General features: G+C 71.0%; 16 protein-coding genes, 5 tRNA genes, 1 pseudogene and 1 riboswitch. Of the genes and pseudogenes, 12 read left to right on the top strand and 10 right to left on the bottom strand.

Annotated features, from left to right (window positions below):
* Positions 1-15 precede the first annotated feature (15 nt).
* Positions 16-1,086: a phosphoribosylformylglycinamidine cyclo-ligase gene (gene purM / locus ACWGJY_RS09715; RefSeq protein ID WP_453260228.1), complete on the top strand. Its 1,071-nt coding sequence runs from the start codon at positions 16-18 to the stop codon at positions 1,084-1,086.
* A 147-nt stretch (positions 1,087-1,233) separates the two neighbouring features.
* Here purM and ACWGJY_RS09720 read toward each other — a convergent pair whose 3' ends face one another.
* Both ACWGJY_RS09720 and ACWGJY_RS09725 read right to left on the bottom strand, forming a co-directional pair.
* Positions 1,234-1,485: a DUF3073 domain-containing protein gene (locus tag ACWGJY_RS09720; protein WP_393909383.1), complete on the bottom strand. Its 252-nt coding sequence runs from the start codon at positions 1,483-1,485 to the stop codon at positions 1,234-1,236.
* A 320-nt stretch (positions 1,486-1,805) separates the two neighbouring features.
* Positions 1,806-2,924, bottom strand: a complete 1,119-nt coding sequence (locus ACWGJY_RS09725; protein WP_453260229.1) for a Leu/Phe/Val dehydrogenase — start codon at positions 2,922-2,924, stop codon at positions 1,806-1,808.
* A gap of 195 nt (positions 2,925-3,119) precedes the next feature.
* On the opposite strand from ACWGJY_RS09725, the gene ACWGJY_RS09730 reads away from it, so the two are divergent.
* Positions 3,120-3,956, top strand: coding sequence for a hypothetical protein (locus tag ACWGJY_RS09730; RefSeq protein ID WP_453260230.1), 837 nt, complete (start codon positions 3,120-3,122; stop codon positions 3,954-3,956).
* Positions 3,957-4,468: 512 nt separating this feature from the next.
* On the top strand, positions 4,469-4,675 hold the full coding sequence (bldC, locus tag ACWGJY_RS09735; RefSeq protein ID WP_003949541.1) for a developmental transcriptional regulator BldC: 207 nt from the start codon (positions 4,469-4,471) through the stop codon (positions 4,673-4,675).
* 529 nt (positions 4,676-5,204) lie between these two features.
* Here bldC and ACWGJY_RS09740 read toward each other — a convergent pair.
* From ACWGJY_RS09740 to hrpA, 3 genes are all read right to left on the bottom strand, one after another.
* Positions 5,205-5,438 (bottom strand): DUF6274 family protein, encoded by a 234-nt coding sequence (locus ACWGJY_RS09740; RefSeq protein WP_453260231.1) that lies wholly within the window; start codon positions 5,436-5,438, stop codon positions 5,205-5,207.
* Positions 5,439-5,831: 393 nt separating this feature from the next.
* Positions 5,832-5,906 (bottom strand) — tRNA-Asp (locus tag ACWGJY_RS09745).
* A gap of 94 nt (positions 5,907-6,000) precedes the next feature.
* Complete coding sequence (hrpA, locus tag ACWGJY_RS09750; protein WP_453260232.1) at positions 6,001-10,128, bottom strand: ATP-dependent RNA helicase HrpA; 4,128 nt, start codon at positions 10,126-10,128, stop codon at positions 6,001-6,003.
* A gap of 65 nt (positions 10,129-10,193) precedes the next feature.
* Here hrpA and ACWGJY_RS09755 point away from each other — a divergent pair.
* A pseudogene (locus ACWGJY_RS09755) lies at positions 10,194-10,385 on the top strand (ABC transporter permease); the annotation flags it as partial.
* Positions 10,386-10,538: 153 nt separating this feature from the next.
* Here the strand turns inward: ACWGJY_RS09755 and ACWGJY_RS09760 are convergent.
* The 3 genes from ACWGJY_RS09760 to ACWGJY_RS09770 form a co-directional block, all read right to left on the bottom strand.
* A tRNA-Phe gene (locus ACWGJY_RS09760) sits at positions 10,539-10,612 on the bottom strand.
* Positions 10,613-10,616: 4 nt separating this feature from the next.
* A tRNA-Asp gene (locus tag ACWGJY_RS09765) sits at positions 10,617-10,691 on the bottom strand.
* A 48-nt stretch (positions 10,692-10,739) separates the two neighbouring features.
* Positions 10,740-10,812 (bottom strand) — tRNA-Glu (locus ACWGJY_RS09770).
* Between the two features lie 391 nt (positions 10,813-11,203).
* On the opposite strand from ACWGJY_RS09770, the gene ACWGJY_RS09775 reads away from it, so the two are divergent.
* The 4 genes from ACWGJY_RS09775 (at position 11,204) to ACWGJY_RS09790 (ending at position 15,270) form a co-directional block, all read left to right on the top strand.
* Positions 11,204-11,554 carry a metallopeptidase family protein gene (locus ACWGJY_RS09775; protein WP_453260233.1) on the top strand — a complete coding sequence of 117 codons (351 nt, stop codon included), beginning with the start codon at positions 11,204-11,206 and terminating at the stop codon, positions 11,552-11,554.
* A gap of 346 nt (positions 11,555-11,900) precedes the next feature.
* On the top strand, positions 11,901-12,464 hold the full coding sequence (locus ACWGJY_RS09780; protein WP_453260234.1) for a hypothetical protein: 564 nt from the start codon (positions 11,901-11,903) through the stop codon (positions 12,462-12,464).
* A 351-nt stretch (positions 12,465-12,815) separates the two neighbouring features.
* Positions 12,816-15,017, top strand: a complete 2,202-nt coding sequence (locus ACWGJY_RS09785) for a DEAD/DEAH box helicase (protein WP_453260235.1) — start codon at positions 12,816-12,818, stop codon at positions 15,015-15,017.
* 177 nt (positions 15,018-15,194) lie between these two features.
* Positions 15,195-15,270: transfer RNA gene (locus tag ACWGJY_RS09790), tRNA-Lys, on the top strand.
* A gap of 300 nt (positions 15,271-15,570) precedes the next feature.
* Here ACWGJY_RS09790 and ACWGJY_RS09795 read toward each other — a convergent pair.
* On the bottom strand, positions 15,571-16,089 hold the full coding sequence (locus ACWGJY_RS09795; protein ID WP_453260236.1) for a hypothetical protein: 519 nt from the start codon (positions 16,087-16,089) through the stop codon (positions 15,571-15,573).
* A gap of 174 nt (positions 16,090-16,263) precedes the next feature.
* Here ACWGJY_RS09795 and ACWGJY_RS09800 point away from each other — a divergent pair, with 174 nt between their 5' ends.
* The 3 genes from ACWGJY_RS09800 to ACWGJY_RS09810 all read left to right on the top strand — a co-directional run bounded on the left by ACWGJY_RS09800 (position 16,264) and on the right by ACWGJY_RS09810 (position 19,765).
* Positions 16,264-16,941: a response regulator transcription factor gene (locus ACWGJY_RS09800; protein WP_453260237.1), complete on the top strand. Its 678-nt coding sequence runs from the start codon at positions 16,264-16,266 to the stop codon at positions 16,939-16,941.
* Positions 16,942-16,947: 6 nt separating this feature from the next.
* A complete protein-coding gene (locus ACWGJY_RS09805; RefSeq protein WP_453260238.1) occupies positions 16,948-18,390 on the top strand; it encodes a sensor histidine kinase in 1,443 nt (480 codons plus the stop codon).
* 232 nt (positions 18,391-18,622) lie between these two features.
* Complete coding sequence (locus tag ACWGJY_RS09810; protein WP_453260239.1) at positions 18,623-19,765, top strand: PP2C family protein-serine/threonine phosphatase; 1,143 nt, start codon at positions 18,623-18,625, stop codon at positions 19,763-19,765.
* Positions 19,766-20,016: 251 nt separating this feature from the next.
* On the opposite strand, the gene ACWGJY_RS09815 is transcribed toward ACWGJY_RS09810, so the two are convergent.
* The gene (locus tag ACWGJY_RS09815) at positions 20,017-21,294 is read right to left on the bottom strand and encodes a DUF2332 family protein (protein WP_453260240.1); all 1,278 of its coding nucleotides are present in this window, start codon (positions 21,292-21,294) and stop codon (positions 20,017-20,019) included.
* A 292-nt stretch (positions 21,295-21,586) separates the two neighbouring features.
* Positions 21,587-21,733: riboswitch (cyclic di-AMP (ydaO/yuaA leader) on the top strand.
* 11 nt (positions 21,734-21,744) lie between these two features.
* Between ACWGJY_RS09815 and ACWGJY_RS09820 the strand changes: the two genes are divergently transcribed.
* Positions 21,745-22,878 carry a M23 family metallopeptidase gene (locus ACWGJY_RS09820; protein WP_453260241.1) on the top strand — a complete coding sequence of 378 codons (1,134 nt, stop codon included), beginning with the start codon at positions 21,745-21,747 and terminating at the stop codon, positions 22,876-22,878.
* The last annotated feature ends 50 nt before the right edge of the window (positions 22,879-22,928 follow it).

The following is a 22,928-nucleotide window of genomic DNA, read 5'->3' on the forward strand; positions in this document are numbered from 1 at the left end:
GGAAAGTTCTCAGCCATGTCCGCTGAATCCTCCGGTGCCAGCTACGCAGCCGCGGGCGTCGACATCGAAGCCGGCGACCGCGCCGTGGACCTGATGAAGGAGTGGGTGAAGAAGGCCACCCGCCCCGAGGTCGTCGGCGGTCTGGGCGGTTTCGCCGGCCTCTTCGACGCCTCCGCCCTCAAGCGGTACGAGCGCCCGCTGCTCGCCTCCGCGACCGACGGCGTCGGCACCAAGGTCGACATCGCCCGCAAGATGGGCGTCTACGACAGCATCGGCCACGACCTCGTCGGCATGGTCGTCGACGACCTGGTCGTCTGCGGCGCCGAGCCGCTGTTCATGACCGACTACATCTGCGTCGGCAAGGTCTACCCGGAGCGGGTCGCCGCGATCGTCAAGGGCATCGCCGAGGGCTGTGTGCTGGCCGGCTGTGCGCTGGTCGGCGGCGAGACCGCGGAGCACCCGGGGCTGCTGGGCGCGGACGAGTTCGATGTCGCCGGTGCCGGCACCGGCGTCGTCGAGGCGGACCGGGTCCTGGGCGCGGATCGTATCCGTACGGGCGACGCGGTGATCGCCATGGCGTCCTCCGGGCTTCACTCGAACGGGTACTCGCTGGTCCGCCATGTGCTGTTCGACCGCGCGGGCATGGCCCTGGACCGGGACATCCCGGAGTTCGGCCGTACGCTCGGCGAGGAGCTTCTGGAGCCCACCAAGATCTACTCGCTGGACTGCCTGGCGCTGACCCGCACGACCGACGTGCACGCCTTCTCGCACATCACCGGCGGCGGGCTGGCCAACAACCTCGCCCGGGTGATCCCGGACGGTCTGCACGCCACCGTCGACCGCGCCACCTGGACGCCGGGCCCGGTCTTCGACCTGGTCGGTTCGGCCGGCTCGGTCGAGCGCCGGGAGCTGGAGAAGACCCTGAACATGGGCGTCGGCATGATCGCCGTCGTCCCGCAGGAGTCGGTGGAGGCCGCGCTGACCACGCTGGCCGACCGCGGGGTGGACGCCTGGGTCAGCGGCGAGATCGTCGAGCGCGGTGACCACGCAGAAGCAGTGACCCTGACCGGTGACTACGCGAGCTGAGCGGACGGGCGGCCGCCCCGGCAGTCGTCGGTGCGGCCACCGCCCCCAGGGGCATCAGGGTCATCCGGGCAGCACAGAACCCGGTCCGGGCGATGCCCAGGACCGGGTCCGTGATGCTGTTATGGGTGCCGCGAGCGCGCAGAATGGTCAAGCGCGACGACGCTGCTGGGACGAGTCGCCCTCGTCTTCTTCGTCGTCGTCGCCGTTGTACAGATCTGCGTACCGTGCGTACGGGTCGTCGTCCTCGTCCTCCTCGAACGGCTCTGCGTTCGGAGGCTGCTGGTTCGACGGTGATGCACCCAGCTCGTCGGCCAGTCGTGAGAGATCCGTCCCACCGCTGCTGTACTTCAGCTGGCGGGCGACCTTTGTCTGCTTGGCCTTGGCCCGGCCGCGCCCCATGGGTCGACCCCCTCAATGACGGGGCTCGATGGCCCCAGAGTCTTGACACGCGTTCATGGATCAGAGCGGGCTCTCGACAGAGAGACCGGCCCGTAGGGCTTTAACGGTACCTGCTTCCGCGGCCATACGGTACGTCGCCCGCATCACCCGCCGCTCGGCACGACCTGCAAGGCGCCCCGTCCCCGCTGGTCAACTGCGATTTTAACCTGTCCCGTACGGCGACCCGCCGACGGGTGGTGAGGGATGTCTCCCCGACCGCCCCGCGGCGGGCCGCGCAAGGCTGTGTTTCCGGCCGACAAGGCCGCATTTCCGGCCTGGGGTCAGGCGTGCCGCGCCTCCGCCATGCGCTGCTCGGCCAGGCGGTCGGCGGCCGCGGCGGGCGGAATGCCGTCGGCCTTCGCGCGAGCGAATATCGCCAGCGTGGTGTCGAAGATCTTCGCCGCCTTGGTCTTGCAGCGGTCGAAGTCGAAGCCGTGCAGCTCATCGGCCACCTGGATGACGCCGCCGGCGTTCACGACGTAATCGGGGGCGTAGAGGATGCCGCGGTCGGACACGTCCTTCTCGACGCCGGGGTGGGCGAGCTGGTTGTTGGCCGCGCCGCACACCACCTTCGCGGTCAGCACCGGCACCGACGCGTCGCTCAGCGCACCGCCCAGCGCGCACGGCGCATAGACGTCCAGGCCCTCGGTGCGGATCAGCGCCTCGGTGTCCGCAACGGCCGTGACCTGCGGGTGCTTGGCGCGGACCCGCTCCACCGAATCGGCCCGGACATCCGTGATCACGACCTCGGCGCCGTCCTCGAGGAGGTGTTCGACGAGGAGGTGACCGACCTTGCCGACGCCCGCGATGCCCACCTTGCGGCCGCGCAGCGTCGGGTCGCCCCAGGCGTGCTGGGCCGAGGCGCGCATGCCCTGGAAGACGCCGTAGGCGGTCAGTACGGAGGAATCGCCGGCGCCGCCGTTGGCGGGGGAGCGGCCGGTGGTCCACTTGTTCGTGCGGGCCACCACGTCCATGTCGGCGACGTACGTGCCGACGTCGCAGGCGGTGACGTAGCGGCCGCCCAGGGAGGCCACGAACCGGCCGTAGGCGAGCAGGAGTTCGTCGGTCTTGACCAGATCGGGGTCACCGATGATCACCGCCTTGCCGCCGCCGTGGTCCAGCCCGGCGAGGGCGTTCTTGTAGGACATGCCGCGCGACAGGTTCAGGGCGTCCAGCACGGCCTCCTCCTCGGAGGCGTAGGCATGGAAGCGGGTACCGCCCAGGGCGGGGCCCAGGGCGGTGCTGTGGATGGCGATCACGGCCTTCAGGCCGCTGGCACGGTCCTGGCAGAGAACGACCTGCTCATGGCCCCCCTGCTCCGACCGGAACAGGGTGTGCAGAACGCCGCCGTCGGTGCCGGCGTGGGCCGGACGTACGTCAGTCACGGTGGTGACTCCCATATGTCGCGAAGGGTGCCCTCCTTCGGGTGGGGAGGGCCGGTTGAAAAGAGCGTAAGACCTGCCGGGCCGGTTGATCGGCCGGGTGCCCAGGATCACCCTCTCCCGAGGGAAGGACATGGGACGATCTGGTCGTATCGCAGGCCGGCGGGGGCCCTCGGGATCTCCCGCGGCGGACTTCCCTCTGAAGGAGCGGGCGTGGCCCTGGCGTCGTCGGTGAAGGTCCCGTACATGGCATATCTGCGGGTCTACGAGCCGCTGGCCGCGTTCCCCGAGCCGGAGCGCTCCCATTGGGCGCGCTACGCCAAACGGGAGGACACCCCCACCGCCCAGGACGAACAGCGCCGGGCGCTGGCCGATCTGCTGGCGACGCCGCCGGTCCCGGTGCCGGTCCACGAGAGCGCGGACGCCTTCGTCGCCGTCGTGAACGAGGTGACCTGCGTCTGCCCGTGGCGCACCCGGCTGCGCGGCTGGCAGGCCCTGGAGGCGCTGGACGAGCTGCTGCCGGCGTCGGTGCTGGATGCGGCGCTGCCCCCGGTGGTGCGGCTGCAGGCGGCCACCGACTACGAGCGGTGGCGGGAGCGCAACCCGGACGCCCGGCCGTGGATCCGCGGGGCGACGTGGCATGTCCCGGTCCGCTGGTTCGTACTGTTCGACGACGGTGAGCGGGAGTACACGAAGGGTGATCAGGCGCCCGTGCTGCGTTACCGGACGCCCATGGTGCAGGCACGGCGGCGGGTCGCTCGGGGGCTGCGGACGCTGCGGGACGCCCTGGAAGAGGGGCCGCTGATCGAGGGCCTGGTAGATGTGGGGCGCTGGCTCGAAGAATTCCATCCGCGTTCGCTCGTGGAGCTGGACTACGGAGGGCTGGTGCACGCGGTGCCCGAGGGGCAGCTCGCCGAGGACCGTTCCGCCGCCGAGGTGGCGGAAGGACTGGCGGCGCTGCGCGAGGGGGACGGCGAGCGGGCCGGGGTCGCGTACGAGAAGCTTTCCCAGCGGTGGCGTGCGGTGCGCGAGCGCCAGTTCTCCAGCTGAGCGCCGGCGTGGGGCAAAGTTCGTGGCGCGGTGGCGCCGGGTTCGCCGTCCGGTGGCCGGACGGTAAAGGACGTAGGTCCCGATCCGGGCGATTGCCTCAAGCGTGACCTAAAGCACTGACTTCGGGTCTTGCTCTCAAGCCATACCCTCGTGTCAAAATAGGACAAGGAGCCCGACGCGGGCTCCTTCCGTCCAACTAAGGGCGGATAGATCGGTATTGCGTTCCTTGAGGGGTCTCGTGGCGGCTGAGCATGCTGTGACTGATCGTCACGGACGAGTGACTGTCCGCTATGGCACGGTCCATCGGCTTCCGCCGAGGTTGAACACCTGAGAGGGCAATTCCATCGGTTTGGCCGACGTGGCTGGACGGATGGTGTAGTTGTAGTGCCGAGGACAAGCCGTTCGTCCTATAACCGACTCGGCCCGCGTCCGCCATTTCGGGCAACGTGGGTCAAGGTGCAGAATTTAGAGGAAAGAACCGTGATGGTTCGGTTCTCCCGAGGAGGCCGCTCATGACCGCTCGCACCCCTGACGCCGAGCCGCTGCTTACCCCTGCCGAGGTTGCCACGATGTTCCGCGTGGACCCGAAGACGGTGACCCGTTGGGCCAAGGCAGGCAAGCTCACGTCCATCCGCACGCTCGGAGGGCACCGGCGTTACCGCGAGGCTGAGGTCCGCGCACTGCTTGCGGGTATCCCGCAGCAGCGCAGCGAGGCCTGAACAACCGCATAACCAGGTCGTTTTCGGGGCCCCCAACCCGAAAATGCCCGCTTTGCACCCCTAGCTCGACCTGCTCCACCATGCTTGACACAGCTTCATATGACGCGGCGCCTGCCCCAACGGGCCCCATACCCGCTCCATCTGGGTACGTCACCGATCGCGCTGGACTCCGCCGGGTCCAGCGCGATCTTTTTGTGTGCGCCCGCTTCAGGGGCCGTCGGGGCGGCCGGGCCGGCCTGGCGCCGGCGTCCCCCCGGGCGCCGTTCAGGGTGCCTTCACGGGTCGTGCGGGGGCCTCTGTGCGCGGACCCGGCGGGCTCGTTACCGGCCCGTTCGGGAGGGGTGCAATTGCACATATTAAATTGACCGGTTGTAGGACAGGTGTAAGTTCCACATCCCGCCGAACTTGTTCGGTGACACCCGTCACACTACGCGGCGCTTGAAGACGATACGTCCGCTGCGGTAGAGAACTTCCCCCCGCCACGCCCAACAGCCTGCCACCGCACAGTGCGTGGCACATCCGTCATTGGTCATCCGGCCGCGGGACTTTCGTCCCCGGCCGTCGTCGCCTCGCAGACGGCCGGGGACGGGGCCGGAGCGGGCGCGGCCGCCGGGGGCCCGGAGCGGGCCGTGTGCGGCTCCATGGCGAGCCGTAGCAGCTGATGGCAGATGGGGCAGTGCCGCATCAAGTGGCGATAGCCCGTGGCCGCCGACAGATGGGCTCTCAGCAGTGCCCTGGTCTCGTGCCGTACCGCAGTCGTCATTGCACATCCTCCCCGGCCCCGTTTCTCCCTCAGTGAGTACCGGCGGTACGTGCCGTCGTCAATACAGCGGGCGGCAAACCGGCTACACACCGCATTCGGAAGGGGTGGAGGTGAACAGCGGTACGGATGTGGGCAGAGGTGCGGCTCACGTTCGTTGCGGCCGGGCCGGCCCGGCCCGGGGGCGAGGCCAGTGACGGAGAGGGGGGCACGGGCCCGGGGGCCGCGTGAAACGGACGGCGGATGGCGGCACGGCCCGCATCGGTGCGCGATACGGGCCGTACGGGAGTGTCCTGACGGGATGTGGGGTGTCCGGGGGCCGGCCACAGTGGTGGGGCGGCCTGGCCCGGGAAGCAGTACGGCCCGCATCCGGGAGGGATGCGGGCCGTAAAGAGGCGGTCCTGACGGGATTTGAACCCGCGGCCTCCACCTTGACAGGGTGGCGAGCACTCCAAACTGCTCCACAGGACCTTGCGTTTCGCTTTCCGCTTGCGGCGGGCTGCGAAGCAAGACTCTACAGCAGGTCAGGGGGTGCGGTCGAACTCGATACCGGCAGCGCTGGTTCCTACGGCGCGGCGGCGTCCACCGCCTTCACGATCCGCTTGTCGGAGACCGGGTACGCGGTGCCCAGGGCATGGGCGAAGTAGCTCACCCGGAGCTCCTCGATCATCCAGCGGATCTCCAGCGCCGCGGCCGGTACGGGGCGGCCCTGCGGGAACTGCTCCAGCAGCCAGGCGTATTCGTCCTGCATCTCCTTCACCTTCGCCATCCGGGTGCGGTCCCGCTCGGCGTGGGTGGGCAGCTGCTGCAGCCGGCGGTCGGCGGCCACCAGATAGCGCATCAGGTCCGGCAGCCGCTTGGCGCCGTGCGCCGTCACGAAGCCCGGTGTGACCAGCGCGGCCAGCTGCTCCTTGACGTCCGTGAGCGACGGCAGCAGGGAGGGGAAGGAGGTCTCCTTCAGCCGGCGCTCGCACGCCTGCCAGGCGGCCAGCACCTCCTGCACCTGCTGGATGGTCCTGAGGGTCACGTCCACCAGGTCGGCGCGGACCGCGTCGAAGAGCTTCCGGAAGGACTCCTCGTCCCACGCCGGGCCGCCCCGGGCCGCGATCAGACGGTCGGCGGCGGCGGTCACACAGTCCTCGAAGAGGGCGGCGATGGAGCCGTGCGGATTACGGGACAGTGCGAGCTTCTGCTGATTGCTGAGTTTGCCCTGCGCGAACTTGGCCGGATGGGAGGGGATGTTGAGCAGGATGAGGCGGCGGGTGCCCGTCCACATCGCCGTGAGCTGTTCGCCCTCGGTGTCGAAGAGGCGTACGGCGACGCTGCTGCCCTCGTCGACCAGCGCCGGGTAGGCCTTCAGCGGCTGGCCGGCGCGACGGGTTTCGAAGGTGCGGGGAAGGGTGCCGATCGTCCAGGACGTCAGACCGGTGCGCTGCTCCGGGCCGGCCGGCGCCTGCCCGGCGTCCGCACCGCCCCGGCGGTCCCCGGCGGGCCGCTCGGCGGCCTGCTCGAAGGCCTTGGAGATGGCCGCCCGGGTCTTCGGCTTGAGTTTCAGCCGCAGCGCCTCCAGGTCCTTGTCCTCGGCGAGTTTGCGGCGGCGCTCGTCGATCACCCGGAAGGTGATCTTGAGATGGCCGGGGATCTTGTCCGGGTCGAAGTCCGCGGCGTCGACCGGTACGCCCACCATCCGTTGCAGCCCGGCGGCCAGAGACGTGGTCAGGGCGCCCTGCAGGGGGACCGTGGAGTCCAGGAAGCGGGCCGCGAAGTTCGGCGCGGGGACGTAGTTGCGGCGGACCGGCTTGGGGAGGGAGCGGATCAGCTCCGTCACCAGCTGTTCGCGCAGGCCCGGGATCTGCCAGTCGAAGCCCTCGGAGGCGACCTGGTTGAGGACCTGGAGGGGGATGTGGACGGTCACGCCGTCCGCGTCCGCGCCCGGCTCGAACTGGTAGGTGACCTTGAACTTCAGCTTTCCCTGCCGCCAGGAATCCGGATAGTCGTCCTTCGTGACGGCCTCGGCGGAGTCATTGATGAGCATCGAATGCTCGAAGTTCAGCAGCTCCGGCTCTTCCCGGTGCTGCTTCTTCCACCAGGCGTCGAAATGCCCGCCGGAGACCACATCGGCGGGAATGCGCTGGTCGTAGAAGTCGAAGAGCGTCTCGTCGTCCACGAGAATGTCGCGGCGCCGGGCGCGGTGCTCCAGCTCCTCGACCTCGCCGAGGAGTTTGCGGTTGTCGTGGAAGAACTGGTGATGCGTGCGCCAGTCACCCTCGACCAGGGCGTTGCGGATGAACAGGTCCCGCGAGGTCTCCGGGTCGATACGGCCGTAGGCGATCTTGCGCTGGGCGACGACCGGGACGCCGTAGAGCGTCACCCGCTCGTACGCCATCACCGCGGCCATCTTCTGTTCCCAGTGCGGCTCGCTGTACGTCCGCTTCACCAGATGCTGGGCGAGCGGCTCGATCCACTCCGGCTCGATCTTCGCATTCACCCGCGCCCAGAGGCGGGACGTCTCGACGAGCTCGGCGGACATGACCCAGCGCGGCGCCTTCTTGAAGAGCGCGGAGCCGGGGAACACCGCGAACTTGGCGCTGCGGGCGCCGAGATATTCGTTCTTGGCGTCCGTGTCCTTGAGTCCGATATGGGAGAGCAGACCGGAAAGCAGGGAGGTGTGGATGTGGTCGGGTGCCGCGTCCTCCTCGCTGAGGTGAATGCCCATGGTCTTGGCGACCGAACGCAGCTGGGAGTAGATGTCCTGCCACTCACGTATCCGGAGATAGTTCAGGAATTCACTCCGGCACATCCGGCGGAAGGCGGAGGAGGACAGCTCCTTCTGCTGCTCGCGGATATAGCGCCAGAGGTTGAGGAAGGCGAGGAAGTCGGAGGTCTCGTCCTTGAAGCGGGCGTGCTGCTGATCGGCCTGCTGCTGTTTGTCGGCGGGCCGCTCGCGCGGGTCCTGGATGGACAGTGCCGCCGCGATGACCATGACCTCGCGGACACAGCCGTTGCGGTCCGCCTCCAGCACCATGCGTGCCAGCCGTGGGTCGACCGGCAGCTGGGAGAGCTTGCGGCCCATCGGCGTCAGCCGCTTCTTGGGGTCCTTCTGCTTCGTGTCCAGCGCCCCGAGCTCGCTCAGCAGATCGACGCCGTCCTTGATGTTGCGGCGGTCCGGCGGGTCGATGAACGGGAACTTCTCGATGTCGCCGAGACCGGCCGCGGTCATCTGCAGGATGACCGAGGCGAGGTTCGTCCGCAGGATCTCCGCGTCCGTGAATTCGGGACGGGAGAGGAAGTCGTCCTCGGAGTAGAGGCGGATGCAGATGCCGTCGCTGGTACGGCCGCAGCGGCCCTTGCGCTGGTTGGCGCTGGCCTGCGAGACGGGCTCGATCGGCAGCCGCTGGACCTTGGTGCGGTAGCTGTAGCGGGAGATCCGGGCCATGCCCGGGTCGATGACGTACCGGATGCCCGGGACGGTCAGCGAGGTCTCGGCGACGTTGGTGGCCAGCACGATCCGTCTGCCCGTGTGCCGCTGGAAGACGCGGTGCTGCTCGGCGTGTGACAGTCGCGCGTACAGGGGGAGGACCTCGGTGAACGGCAGGGCCTTCTTGTTGAGCGCGTCCGCGGTGTCGCGGATCTCCCGTTCGCCGGAGAGGAAGACCAGGATGTCGCCGGGGCCCTCGGCCTGCAGCTCGTCCACGGCGTCGCAGATCGCGGTGATCTGGTCGCGGTCGCCCTCCAGATTGTGCGCGGCCTGGCCGCCCTCTTCCAGCAGCGGGCGATAGCGCACCTCCACCGGATACGTACGCCCGGAGACCTCGACGACCGGTGCGGTCGGCTTCGTCCCGTCGCCACTTCCGGAGGCAGGCGGAGCACCCGGAGCACCCGAAGCATCCGGAGCTTTCGACCCGTTCACGGCGGCGAAGGAACCGAAGTGCCGCGCGAACCGCTCCGGGTCGATGGTCGCGGACGTGATCACGACCTTGAGGTCCGGGCGCCGGGGCAGCAGCTGGGCCAGATAGCCGAGGATGAAGTCGATGTTGAGGCTGCGCTCGTGGGCCTCGTCGATGATGATCGTGTCGTACTGGCGCAGCTCGCGGTCCGTCTGGATCTCGGCGAGCAGAATGCCGTCCGTCATCAGCTTGACGAGGGTGTCGCCGCCGACCTGGTCCGTGAAGCGGACCTTCCAGCCGACCGCCTCGCCCAGCGGGGTCTTCAGCTCCTCGGCGACCCGCTCGGCGACCGTACGGGCCGCGATCCGGCGGGGCTGGGTGTGCCCGATCAGGCCCCGGACGCCGCGGCCGAGCTCCAGACAGATCTTGGGGATCTGGGTCGTCTTGCCGGAGCCGGTCTCACCGGCGACGATCACGACCTGGTGGTCGCGGATCGCGGCGAGGATCTCGTCCTTCTTCTGGCTGACCGGCAGCTCTTCCGGATACGTGATCGCGGGCACCGCGGCGCGCCGCTGGGCGACCCGCAGCTCCGCCTCGTCGATGCCGTCGGAGATCTCGGCGAGGACGGCCGACCGGGCTTCGGGCTTACGGATCCGGCGCGCGCCGTCGAGCCGGCGTCCCAGCCGCTGCTGGTCGCGCAGCATCAGCTCGGGCAGCCGCTCCAGCAGGGCGTGGAGGGTGGGAGGGGTGCCCGGCAAGGCGGGAGCAGTGCCGTCGGGCAGGGCGGAGGCAGGCTGACTGGACATACGTCCCCCAGGATCTCACCTCACGTAATCGACTGGCGAACCATTTGCGCGCGCGGCCGGATCGCGGCCGCCGGCTGCCTCCGGGCGGCTCGGTCAACGCCCGGCACACCGCGGTCTCCTTCCACGGCCACCAGCGCGCCTTCCCCTTCCTGGTGCCGGCCGGCTGGTCGGTGCTCTCGTGCACGGTCTTCTGGGCCTGGCGGCACCGCCACCCGGGTGACCGCGGGACGGCGGTGACGCCTGCCGCGGACGCCTGAGGCAGCGGGCCGCAAGCGGGGGAGCCGGGCCGCAAGCGGGGGAGCCGGGCCGGTCTTGCGGCAGCCGAAGAACGAGCGCGCCGGAGGTGTGGTCGCCGACCGGATATGAGGAAAGGCCCCGATTCATGGAATCGGGGCCTTTCCCAAAGGGTGTGGCTGGGGCCGGGGTCGAACCGGCGACCTATCGCTTTTCAGGCGATCGCTCGTACCAACTGAGCTACCCAGCCGCAGCGGTCCTGACGGGATTTGAACCCGCGGCCTCCACCTTGACAGGGTGGCGAGCACTCCAAACTGCTCCACAGGACCTTGCATTGTGCGAAAGCGGCGTGAACCAGTCTCGCACACGGTGATGCGTGCCCCCAACGGGATTCGAACCCGTGCTACCGCCTTGAAAGGGCGGCGTCCTGGGCCACTAGACGATGAGGGCTGGTGGCCACCTTGGCGTCGTTACCGGCGCCGTCGGGGACGTGAGAAGCATATGGGATGGGAGGACCGTTCGCCAAAACGGTTTACCGGCGGCCGCGGGAAGGGCTTCCGGCCGGGTGCGAAAGGGCGCCGGACGGCGGGCCGGACGGGTGAGGGGAGCCGGACGGCTGCGGGCGGCGCGGGTACGCCGTCGGGCCAGGCGAGGAGCAGCCGGTGCAGTGGGTTCTGCGGTGCGCCGGGGTGCGGTGTCCCGGAGCGCGCAGCGCGGGCCATTGGGTCCCGTATGCCCGGCCGTGATGCCGTTGAGTGAGGAGCGGCGGCTTCCGGTTGGGGTGCGGTGCGGCGGCCGGGCCGCGACGATCGGTGGGGGCCGGGTGGCGGAGAATGGTGGTGTGCTGGAAATGACGCGCGAGGAGTTCGAGGAACTGGTCGCCGAGGCGCTGGACCGGATCCCGCCGGAGCTGACCCGGCTGATGGACAACGTGGCGGTCTTCGTCGAGGACGAGCCCCCGGCCGACGGCCCCGAGCTGCTCGGGCTGTACGAGGGGACTCCGCTGACCGACCGGGGGGAGTGGTACGCGGGCGTGCTGCCGGACCGGATCACCGTCTACCGGGGGCCGACGCTGCGGATGTGCGACACCCGTGAGGACGTGGTCGCGGAGACCGAAGTGACGGTCGTTCATGAGATCGCGCACCACTTCGGGATCGACGACGAGCGGCTGCACGCGCTCGGCTACGGCTGAGGGCTGTCCCGTACGCGCCGTCCCGTACGCGCCGTCCCGTCGTTCGCCCGTAGGGCGGGCCCCGGGCGGCGGCACATATCGGGCGTGGCGTCCGGCCGGGTCTCCTGGGGCGGCGCGGGTCCGGACCCGGCCGGAAGGTGTGACCGGTGCGATCGGACGGGCCGGGTGCGTGTCCTCGGGCGGGGAGCGGGAGTTGGGCAGGGCGTCCGTGCCGCCGTCCCTGCGCTCCGGATCCGGAGGTCCCGCCGTGCGCCCGAGCCCCCTTCACCACTCGCCCCTTACGCCGACACCGTCCCCGTCGTCGTCCGCCACCCCTGACTCCTCGTCGCGCTCGCCGGCGAGCCGGATGTGCTCCCGGGCCGTCGCCGCGGCCGTGGTCGTCTCCGTGCTGGCGGCGTCGCTGGCCGGCTGTATGAGCGTGAGCGATCCGGAGAAACCGAGACCGTCCGGCAGCAGCGCGCGGCACGACGGGAAGGGCGGGCCGCCCGGCCCCGGCGGGGTGAGCGCGGACGGCCGTGGCGGCGGTCCGCGGCGGATGGGCCACAACGGCGCGGGGCGCCCGGCCGACGGCGACGACAAGGCGGAGGAGTCGTCGGGCAGTGCCGAGCCGTCGCCGTCCGAGCCCGGTACGCCGTCCCACCCGGTGCAGCCGTCGGGCCCGGAGCCCGGAACGGGCGCCCATGGCGGCGCCGACGGCCACGGCGGCCGTCCCGGTCATCCCAAGCCCCTGCCGTCCCACCCCGATCGCCCCGCCACCCCGCCGGCCTCGCCGCCCCCGCCCCCCACGGCCACCGCCCCGCCGACCCCACCGCCGAGCAGCGCCCCGCCGCCGACTTCCCAGGCCTCCGGGCCGTCCCCGGTCGCGCCGGTGTCGTCGTCGCAGTCGGACCTGTACGAGGAGGGGGCGTAGGGGGGGCATAGGGGCATAGGGGCATAGGGGGAGAGGGCAGGGCGGAAGAGGGGGGAAATAAGGGAGAAACGGGGGGAAGGGGTGTCGGGGGAGAGGTGCGGGGGGAGCCGGGGCGGGGCGATCGGTCTTGTCCGGGCAGGGGGTGGAAGGCGGGGCCGGAAGGTCATTTGCCATCCGGGGGGCGGAGTGCGTATGGTGGTAGATCGTTTGATCCCATTTGCCCGGCGCCAGAACAGAAGCGCGCCGCGTGGCGCGTTCTCTCCCTTGCCGTGGCTGACCGCATAGAGGCGGTCGTGTGAAACACACGGAGTTTGGGCGCGTGCCGAGACTCCGGAAGGTTTCGCATTTCGCATGTCCATTTCCACTGAGCAGTCCGTCATGCCCGCAATCGACGAGCAGACGGTTCCCGAGGTGACGGCGGCCGACGAGTCGCCCGAGACCGACGCGGCACCGGCCGACACCGACACCGACACCGACACCGCCACCTTCGCCGACCTCGGACTGCCCGAGGGCGTCGTCCGCAAGCTCGCGCAGAACGGCGTCACCACCCCCTTCCCGATCCAGGCCGCGACCATCCCGGACGCGCTGGCCGGCAAGGACATCCTCGGCCGTGGCCGCACCGGCTCCGGCAAGACGCTCTCCTTCGGTCTGCCGACCCTGGCCACGCTGGCCGGCGGCCACACCGAGAAGAAGAAGCCCCGCGCGGTCATCCTCACCCCGACCCGTGAGCTCGCGATGCAGGTCGCGGACGCCCTCCAGCCCTACGGCGACGTCCTCGGCCTGAAGATGAAGGTTGTCTGCGGCGGTACGTCCATGGGCAACCAGATCTACGCCCTGGAGCGCGGCGTCGACGTGCTCGTCGCCACCCCGGGCCGGCTGCGCGACATCATCAACCGTGGCGCCTGCTCCCTGGAGAACGTCCAGGTCGCCGTCCTCGACGAGGCCGACCAGATGTCCGACCTGGGCTTCCTGCCCGAGGTCACCGAGCTGCTCGACCAGATCCCCGGGGGCGGTCAGCGGATGCTGTTCTCCGCCACGATGGAGAACGAGATCGGCACGCTGGTCAAGCGCTACCTGACCAACCCGGTCAGCCACGAGGTCGACAGCGCCCAGGGCAATGTCACCACCATGACCCACCACGTCCTCGTCGTGAAGCCGAAGGACAAGGCGCCGGTCACCGCCGCCATCGCCGCCCGCAAGGGCCGCACCATCATCTTCGTCCGCACCCAGCTGGGCGCCGACCGCATCGCCGAGCAGCTCGTCGAGTCCGGCGTGAAGGCGGACGCGCTGCACGGCGGCATGACGCAGGGCGCCCGCACCCGGGTGCTCGCGGACTTCAAGGACGGCTACGTCAACGCGCTGGTCGCCACCGACGTCGCCGCCCGCGGTATCCACGTCGACGGCATCGACCTGGTCCTGAACGTCGACCCCGCTGGTGACCACAAGGACTACCTGCACCGCTCGGGCCGTACCGCCCGCGCCGGCCAGTCCGGCACCGTCGTCTCGCTGTCGCTGCCGCACCAGCGCCGGCAGATCTTCCGCCTGATGGAGGACGCGGGCGTGGACGCCTCGCGCCACATCGTCGGCGGCTCCGGCGCCTTCGACGAGGACGTCGCCCGGATCACCGGTGCGCGCTCGCTCACCGAGGTCCAGGCCGAGTCGGCCAACAACACCGCCAAGCAGGTCGAGCGCGAGGTGAACGAGCTCACCCGCGAGCTGGAGCGGCTGCAGCGCCGCGCCGCCGAGCTGCGCGAGGAGGCCGACCGGCTGACCGCCCGCGCCGCCCGTGAGCGTGGCGAGGACCCGGCCGAGGCGCTTGCCGCCGCCGCCGTGACCGCCGAGGCCGAGGCCGCCGCCGAGGCCGCCGTACCGGCCCAGGCCGGTGCTTCGGACGAGCGCCGCGACGACCGGGGCAACTTCGACCGCCGCGACCGTCGCGATGACCGCTCCGGTGGCCGTTCCTTCGACCGTGACCGTCGTGATGACCGTTCGGGTGGCGGTTTCAACCGTGACCGTCGTGATGACCGCTCCGGTGGCGGTTTCAACCGTGACCGTCGTGACGACCGTTCGGGCGGTGGCTTCAACCGTGACCGTCGTGACGACCGTTCCGGTGGCGGCTTCAACCGTGACCGCCGTGACGACCGTTCGGGCGGCCGTTCTTTCGACCGTGACCGTCGCGATGACCGCTCCGGTGGCGGTGACCGTCCCTTCAACCGTGACCGTCGTGATGACCGTTCCGGTGGCGGTTTCAACCGTGACCGCAGTGACGACCGTTCCGGCGGTGGCTTCAACCGCGACCGCGGCGACCGTCCGAGCCGCCCGTTCAACCGTGACGACCGTTCCGGCGGCCGTCCGTCCTCCTCCGGTGGCTACCGCTCCGGTGGCGGCGACCGTCCCTTCAACCGTGACGACCGTTCCGGCGGCCGTCCGTCCTCCGGTGGCCACCGCACCGGCGGCGACCGTCCGTACGGCCGTCGTGACGACCACCGCGGCGCCACGACCGGCTCCTACGGCCGCCGTGACGACAAGCCGCGCTGGAAGCGCAACGGCTGATCACCCACGCTGATCCGCAGGGCCCGTACGCACTCAAGTGCCGTACGGGCCCTGTGTGTTGAGCAGGGAAGCCGCGCCCCGCGCGGCCTGCGGACGGGCCCTCGGGCACCCTGGCGGGCGGCCTGATCCTTAATGGCTTCGAGGTGTGGCACGTCCTCGGGCTATGCTGCTCGCTGCGGGCCATTAGCTCAATTGGCAGAGCAGTGGACTTTTAATCCATTGGTTCAGGGTTCGAGCCCCTGATGGCCCACCAAAGCGAAGGCCCCGCCGCCTGGAACGAAGCGTCCAGGCGGCGGGGCCGCTGCCTTTCTCGGGGGCCTTGAAGCGGGTCGTACCGGCCCGCTGCCGGCCCGGGAGTCAGGCGATCATGCGGTTCCCTGCGCCGGCGGAGTTCCCGGTGGCGGATCGGGGAGGTGTGGGCCCGGGGCCGGGGGCAACTTCGGGCTTCGGCTCCCGTGCCGTCCCTCTCCGGGTGGGGACAGGTGTGGATTGAGGAGGGGTACGGCAACCGGGTCCCCCACGGACCCAGTTGCCGTACCAGTCCCCTGTGCCGTTAGCGCTGGGTGGTGAGGGCCTTCGTCTTGTGGGCGTCGGCGTCCGCGATGACGACCGTGCCTGCCGCCGGGGTCACACCCTTGCCCTTGGCCGGGATGGTGCCTTCCACGGGCTTCGCCTGGCCGGCCTTGACGTCGGCCGGGATCCTGCTTTCCACGGACTTCGCCTGGTGGACCTTGATGTGGCACTCGCCGCCGGGCTTGGTGGGCTGCACGGGCCCGGTCTTCGCCTTCGCCTTGTGGGTGTGGGTGTGGGTGTGGGCGTCGGCGATGACGATGGTGACCGTCTTGCAGGGCACGGTCTTGTCGTCGGCCGGGATCCCGCCTTCAGCCGGCTTGGCCTGCTTGGCCTGCTTGGCCTGGCTGGTCACGGCGCCGGAGGCACTGCCATGGGCGGTAGCGGAAGCCGAGGCGGGGAGGGCGATCCCCAGGGCCAGGGCGCCGGCGGCCAGGGCGCCCAGGGCAGCGCGACGCCGCTTGGTGAGGGTGGTTCGGGACGCAGCCTGCGTGGTGTTCATGGACTTCTCCTCCAACGGTGAGGACGGACCGTTGATCCGTCGCTGCACCCACCGTGGCGGGCCGGTGCTGAGTCCTCGCTGAAGAGCTGAGGCCCCCCTGAAGGCCGCCCGCGCCCACCCCCGCGGGCCTCGGCCTTCAGCAGGCCTTCAGCTCGACCGTGGCACTCTGGCGCCATGCGCATTCTGGCGGTGGAAGACGACCCCCGGCTCCGTGAGTTGCTCAAGGAGGGGCTGGAGGAGGAGGGCTTCCGCGTCGACACGGCCGGTGACGGGCCGAGCGGACTGGCCCGAGCCCAGCGCGGCGGCTATGCCGCGATCGTGCTGGATGTGATGCTCCCCGGCCTGTCCGGCTACCGGGTCTGCGCCCGGCTGCGTGAAGGCGGCGACTGGACGCCCATCTTGATGCTGACCGCGAAGGACGGCGAGTACGACGAGGCCGATGGGCTCGACGTCGGAGCGGATGACTACCTGACCAAGCCGTTCTCCTATGTCGTCCTGATCGCACGGCTGCGCGCCCTGGTCCGGCGGGGCGGTCTGGAGCGGCCGGAGGTGCTGGAGTTGGGTGACCTGCGACTGGAACCGGCCGCACTGGCCTGCCACCGTGGGGGTAAGGACGTCACCCTCACGGTCAAGGAGTTCGCGGTACTCGAATACCTCGCCCGCCGGGCGGGACAGGTGGTCTCCAAGACCGAGATCGTGCAGAGCGTGTGGGACACCGCCTACGACGGCGGTGCCAATCTTGTCGAGGTCTACATCAGAAGCCTGCGCAGGAAGATCGATGTGCCCTACGGCCGTCGCGCGATCCGCACGATGCGGGGCGCGGGATATCTACTCGCCCGTGACGGAGGGTGAGCGCGTATGAGTCTCCTACCTGGGATGAGCGTCCGCGGCAAAGCGGTGCTGGCAGCCGCCGGCACCGTGGGCGTCGCCCTCGCGGTGTGCATGCTGGCCCTGGTGCTCGCCCTCCAGCACAACCTCCGCGACAGCGCCCGAGCGGACGCCCAGAAGACCGCCGCCGATGTCAGGGTTCAGCTGGCCGCCGGCAAGACCCACGTGTCCGACACTGTTGCCGCGGCGCCCGAAAACGTCACGATCCGGGACTCGGAGGGTCGCATCATCCGTCCCGCGCCCCTGGATGCGGCGAAGGCCCCCGAGGACGACAGCAGCACCCCCGGCGACACCACTGTCAACGGCACCCACGCCACCGCGAGAGCGGCCACCGGCTACACCGTGGACGTGGCACCCTCGAACACCGCACTCGACAACGCAACCGGCTTCCTCCTGCGGGTCGTCGCCCCCGCCGCCGCCGGTCTGGTGCTTTTCGTCGCGGCACTCACCTGGCTACTGGTCGGCCGCGCCCTGCGCCCGGTCGCGGCGATCCGCCAGGAAGTCACCGAGATCACCGAACGCGATCTCCACCGGCGCGTCCCCGTTCCCAGGGCACGTGACGAGATTTCCCGGCTCGCGCGGACCATGAACGCCACGCTGGACCGTCTCCAGCGCGCCATGACCCAGCAGCGCCAGTTCGTCGCGGACGCCTCGCACGAACTGCGCAGCCCGATCGCAGCGGTGCGCGCCCAACTCGAACTCGCCCTGGCCCGCCCCTCGCGGACGGACTGGCCGACCGCCGTGCACAAGGCTCTCCAGGACACCGAACGGCTCCAAGCCGTGGCCGCCGACCTGCTCCTGCTCGCCCGCCTCGATGCGGACGAAGCACCCCCGACGTCTCCCGTGGACCTGGCGGCGCTGACGACCGAGGAGGCCCGACGCCACCCCGGCACACTTCTCGCCCCGGACGGCGACGGGGCGGGTGACGGCGCGGGCGCGGGCGACGGCACGGGCGAGGGCGCGGGCGAGGGCGCGGGCGACGGCACGGTGGCCGCCGTCGTGACAGGTAGCCGCGTCCAGCTGTCCCGGCTGCTCACCAACCTCACCGACAACGCCCGCAGACACGCACACCACACCGTCTCGCTCACCGTGAAGGCCGACGAGCACTCGGTGGAGATGACCGTGGACGACGACGGCCCCGGCATCCCCGAACCCGACCGTGAGCGGGTCTTCGAACGCTTCACCCGCCTCGACCGCGCCCGCGCCCGCCACGACGGCGGCACCGGCCTCGGCCTCGCTATCGCCAGAGAAATCGCCCACGCCCACCGCGGCACCCTCACCGCCCACCCCAGCCCCCTCGGCGGCGCACGCATGCTGCTGCGGCTGCCCCGCCACCGGGACACCGGTATGGAGAGCAAGCCGGCCGGGCCATCAGCCGTCAGCCGTCCGCCGTCAGCTGTCCGTCGTGCGTGAGCGATGCGTGAGCGACGCGTGAGCGATGCGGGCCGCCGGGGCGGGGGCGGCTCCCAAGTGGCCCCGGGGGAAGCGATCTTGTGCGGCGGGCGGTGGGCGGCGGGCGGCCCGTGACCCGTCCGGCCCCCGATGATTCGCCGCCCGGCGCCGTAGCGGAAACCCTGGGGACGTCGACGCGGCCGCCACCACGGTGCTCGTACGGACGGGCGGGAGTGGGAAGAGGCCGGTGCGGATGCTCCAAGACGAAGCGCCCTCCAAGGACGACGGGGAGCGGCGGGTGCGCCACGGCCGGCCGGTCCCCTCCGGCCGGGCTCCGGTGCGCGGGCTCCCCGCCCTGCTGATCGTCGCCGGCCTCGCCTTCGGCATCCTGACGCCGGCCGGCTACACCGCCACCCCCTTCTTCTGCGCCGCCCCGCTGATCGCCGCGTCGCTCTCCTCCTTGCGCACCACCGCCCTCACGGCCCTGGCCGCCGTACTCGGCGAGATCTGGGCCGTCCTCTACCGGGGAGTCGCGCCGGACCTCATCGCGTCCGTGACGGAGATCGCCATGGTCGCCCTCGTCTGTCTGCTGGCCCTCGGCCTCAACCGGGTCGCCAGGATCAGCGATGCCCACCTGGCCTCCGTACGGGACATCTCGGAGGCCGCCCAGCGCGCCGTACTGCCCACGCCGCCCGGACAGCTCGCCGGCCTCGCCATCGCCGCCCGCTATGTGGGCGCGCGGGCGGATGCCCGGATCGGCGGCGACCTCTATGCGGTGCAGGACACCCCGCACGGCGTACGGCTGATCGTCGGCGACGTACGGGGCAAGGGGCTGGAGGCGGTGGAGGCCGCGGTGATCGTCATCGGCGCTTTCCGTGAGGCGGCGGAACAGGAGACGACCCTGGAGGCGGTGGCGGGCCGGCTGGAGCGGGCGCTGCAACGGGAGGGCGGACGGCGTGCGGGGCTCGATCAGTTCGAGGGGTTCACCACTGCCGTCCTGGCCGAGATCCCCGCCAACGGGCAGTCCGTACTGCGCGTCCTCAACCGGGGCCACCCGTCCCCGCTGCTGCTCACCCCGGACGGTGGTCTGTGCGAGCTGGTGCCCGCGGCGCCCGCGCTGCCCCTGGGGATGAGCGAGGTGGCGAGCTGGCCGGACCGGTCGGACGAGACGTTCTTCCCGGCCGGCGCCCTGCTGCTGTTCTTCACCGACGGTGTGACCGAGGCCCGGGACCTGCTGGGCCGCTTCTACAACCCGTCGAGCAGACTGCGCGGCTGCCGCTTCGCGGGCCCGGACGCCCTCCTGGACACCCTCACCGAAGACGTCGCACGGCATACGGGCGGTGCCCCGGCCGACGATATGGCCCTGCTGGCGGTGCAGCGGCCGATGGGGGCGTAAGCGGCCGATGGGGGCGTAAGCGGCTGATGGGGCGTAAGCGGCCGATGGGAGCGTAGGGGCGGGCGGAGAGGAGGGCGGAGGGCCGCAGGGGGCCGGGGGGCGTGCGGGGCGTCCGCGCAGCCCCGGGACGCGCCCTCAGCTCCTGGACGCGCCCTCAGCCCCCGGACGCGCCCTCAGCGCCTGGGCACGGCCGCCGCTCCCGGACGCGCCCTTTCCGCGGCCGGACGCGCCCTCCGCAGCCGGACGCGCCCTCAGTTCGCGGACATGCCCCCGGCGCCCGGCAGCCGGTGCAGGCTCTCGCCGTGCGGACCGGTGAGCGCGACCGGGCGCTCGTCCAGTGCGAGGGTCAGCAGCGTGTCATCGGGGTGCGGTGAGCGGTGCGCCGGCGGGGTGATCCAGGGCAGGACGGAGTGGTGCTCGTGGGAGATCCAGTGCCCGCCGCCGGGCCGTCCGCGCAGCAGCGACCGGACGAGCTGTGCGAACTCCTCGCGTCGGGCGGGCGGGAGGTGGTCCAGCGCGGCGCTGTGGAAGATCACCAACGGCGCCTCGGGCGGCGCCTCGGCGGCGAGCGCGGGCAGTTCGTCGACCAGATCGCCGCGCACCATCCGCGGCCGCGGCGCCGGCCGCACCGCGTCGACGGTCGCGGACAGCCGCGCCGCCCGCTCCTCATCGCCCGGCCGGACGAGCGCCTGCAGCCAGCGCAGATCGTCCGGTTCGGCCACCGGGTCGAGCGGATCGAGGCCGATACCGCCCCGCCAGACGATGCGCGGCAGCCGGTCGGGCAGCTCGTCGGCCGCCCATTCCGTACGGCACCCCAACACCAGCGGATTGCCCGGTTCCCCCACCTCGGCCCGGAGGGTGTCCGGCTGTGGGGCATCCTCCCGGAGGGGGTCTGGCTGTGGGGTATCGCCCCGGAGGGTGTCTCCCTGTGGGGTATCGCCGCGTGGGGTATCGCCCCGGAGGGCGCCCCCGCCCGCCGCGGCGTCATTCTCGTACCGGTGGTGCCGGTCGTACCGGTCGTACCGGTAGCGATAGCGGTCGGGATGCAGACACAGTCCTGCCGACGTGCCGACCTCCAGCAGCGCCAGGGGCTGCGGCAGGCGGGCGAGCAGCGGCAGCAGCGCGGCACAGCGGCCCGGCTCGTCGGTCCGGGCGGAGCGCTGCATGATCACCGCGCGCACCTCGTCCCAGTGCCGGATCGTCCACTCGCGCCAGCGCCCGTACGCCATCTCTCCGCGCGGGCCCAGCTCGGCGTGCGGGCCGTCGAGATAGCGGACGGCGGCGAGCAGGAGGTCCGGCTGCTGTTTGCCGCCGGCCGGCAGCGATCCCGACAGCAGATCGCAGAGCTCCGGGTCCTGGCCGATCCGCGCGCTCAGCTCCGCGTGCGCCCCGGACCGCCCCCGCGCCTGATGCCAGGAGAACTCCCGGTACCGCTCCGCCACTCCCCATGCGCCGGTGGCAGCGCTCTCGACGTTCCCGGTGTGCCCGGTGTGCCCGGTGTGCCCGGTGTTCCCGACGTTGACGACCATGATCCGACGTTACTGCTCTCACGCTCCGTGACGGAGGGGCGCCCCTCCGCATAACAACTGACGCACAATCAACGGGAGATCGTTTAGAGCCGCACGGTCAACTCGCCCGGTTTGTAGCTGTGTTGGCCGAAAAAGTCCACGCCGAAGCTCCCGCGGAGCCCATATGGATTCACGCGAAGGCTTGGAATTCGGATGCGATCTCTATTACTGTCCGATAACGCAGCGCGGTCGTCCCAGCCGTCGCAAGAGGCGGCACCGCGCGCCGACGCCGAATCCCGCACGCGCTTTTCACGCACCTCCAGCACCTCGAACTGCACCAAGGGAACCGGGGAACCACTTCCTTGGGGTGAATCGGACGCTCCCCGCCAGCGGGCGCCCGTAGGAGACCTTCCTGCTCCGAACCCGTCAGCTAACCCGGTAGGCGAGAAGGAAGGAAAGGAGAGCGCCCCCGTGGCGTCCAACAGGCCTGCCCCCGAGGGTCCGTCCGCCTACGACCTCGATGACCGAGGTGCCTTCCAGGGCCCCGGTGATGCGGACAGCAACAACGACGGACCGTGGGAGGAATGGAATCCCACCGAGGATTCCCCCCGCTCGGTCCGTGGCAAGCACCGGGTGGCCAAGCAGCGCGGCGGCGGACTCGCCCGCGGCGGCACGGTCCTGGGCGTCGGCGTCATCGCGGCGGTCGGAGCCGGCGGCATGGCCACGGCCGAGGGCCGCCCGCCGGTCCCGATCTCGATGCCCGACGTCGGCGCGATGGCCGATGACCTCGCCGACAACCTGCCGGACGCCACCTCCGTCCCCGGCATCGGGGACCTCATATCCGACCCGGGCGCGGACTCCACTGCGGCCGACGGTGCCGGCTCCGCCTCCACCACGGACGATGCGGCGCAGGACGCCTCCGGGCCGCTCACCCGGGCCACCCGGACGGGCACGGACTCGGGGCTCGGCGAGGCGCTGCGCAGCCGCATCCTCCAGCAGGCCGACGCGCAGCAGGGCGCCGCCGATCAGGAGGCCCGGGAGACCGCCGAACACACCGCATTCCAGAAGGCCGAGAGCGAAGCCGCCACGCACCAGAAGTCGGCCGAAAAGGCCGCAGCAGCCAAGAAGGCGGCCGAGATGGAGGTCAAGCACGAGGCCGAAGAAGCGGCCCGTCAGAAGGCGGAGGCCGCACGCCTCGCCAAGTTGGCGAAGAACTTCATCACCCCGGTCTCCTCGTACACCCTCACCGCGAGCTTCGGCCAGTCCGGTGACCGCTGGGCGGCGGACCACACCGGACAGGATTTCGCGGCGCCGACCGGCACCCCCGTCAAGGCGGTGCACTCCGGCACCATCACCCAGGCCGGCTGGGCCGGCTCGTACGGCTACCGCATCGTCCTCACCCTCGACGACGGCACCGAGCTCTGGTTCTGCCATCTGTCCTCGATGGTGAAGACCTCCGGCAAGGTCGGCACGGGCGACGTCATCGGCCGCGTCGGCGCCACCGGCAACGTCACCGGTCCGCACCTCCATCTGGAGGTACGCCCCGACGCCGGCGACCCGATAGACCCCATGCCGTGGCTACGCGATCACGGCCTGCACGTGTGACACCGCTGAGGAGGCGGCGGACGGGGGCCGGGGGTCGAGGGCCGGGGGTC

The sequence above is a fragment of the Streptomyces sp. NPDC054765 genome (genome assembly GCF_053612065.1).

Excerpts from the sequence above, each read along its gene's own strand:
- ACWGJY_RS09815 (WP_453260240.1), bottom strand. The coding sequence starts at position 21,294 with ATGGTCGTCAACGTCGGGAACACCGGGCACACCGGGCACACCGGGCAC.
- ACWGJY_RS09810 (WP_453260239.1), top strand. The coding sequence starts at position 18,623 with ATGCTCCAAGACGAAGCGCCCTCCAAGGACGACGGGGAGCGGCGGGTG.
- ACWGJY_RS09795 (WP_453260236.1), bottom strand. The coding sequence starts at position 16,089 with ATGAACACCACGCAGGCTGCGTCCCGAACCACCCTCACCAAGCGGCGT.
- ACWGJY_RS09805 (WP_453260238.1), top strand. The coding sequence starts at position 16,948 with ATGAGTCTCCTACCTGGGATGAGCGTCCGCGGCAAAGCGGTGCTGGCA.
- ACWGJY_RS09780 (WP_453260234.1), top strand. The coding sequence starts at position 11,901 with ATGTGCTCCCGGGCCGTCGCCGCGGCCGTGGTCGTCTCCGTGCTGGCG.
- ACWGJY_RS09725 (WP_453260229.1), bottom strand. The coding sequence starts at position 2,924 with ATGGGAGTCACCACCGTGACTGACGTACGTCCGGCCCACGCCGGCACC.
- bldC (WP_003949541.1), top strand. The coding sequence starts at position 4,469 with ATGACCGCTCGCACCCCTGACGCCGAGCCGCTGCTTACCCCTGCCGAG.
- ACWGJY_RS09740 (WP_453260231.1), bottom strand. The coding sequence starts at position 5,438 with ATGACGACTGCGGTACGGCACGAGACCAGGGCACTGCTGAGAGCCCAT.
- purM (WP_453260228.1), top strand. The coding sequence starts at position 16 with ATGTCCGCTGAATCCTCCGGTGCCAGCTACGCAGCCGCGGGCGTCGAC.
- ACWGJY_RS09785 (WP_453260235.1), top strand. The coding sequence starts at position 12,816 with ATGTCCATTTCCACTGAGCAGTCCGTCATGCCCGCAATCGACGAGCAG.
- hrpA (WP_453260232.1), bottom strand. The coding sequence starts at position 10,128 with ATGTCCAGTCAGCCTGCCTCCGCCCTGCCCGACGGCACTGCTCCCGCC.
- ACWGJY_RS09720 (WP_393909383.1), bottom strand. The coding sequence starts at position 1,485 with ATGGGGCGCGGCCGGGCCAAGGCCAAGCAGACAAAGGTCGCCCGCCAG.
- ACWGJY_RS09800 (WP_453260237.1), top strand. The coding sequence starts at position 16,264 with ATGCGCATTCTGGCGGTGGAAGACGACCCCCGGCTCCGTGAGTTGCTC.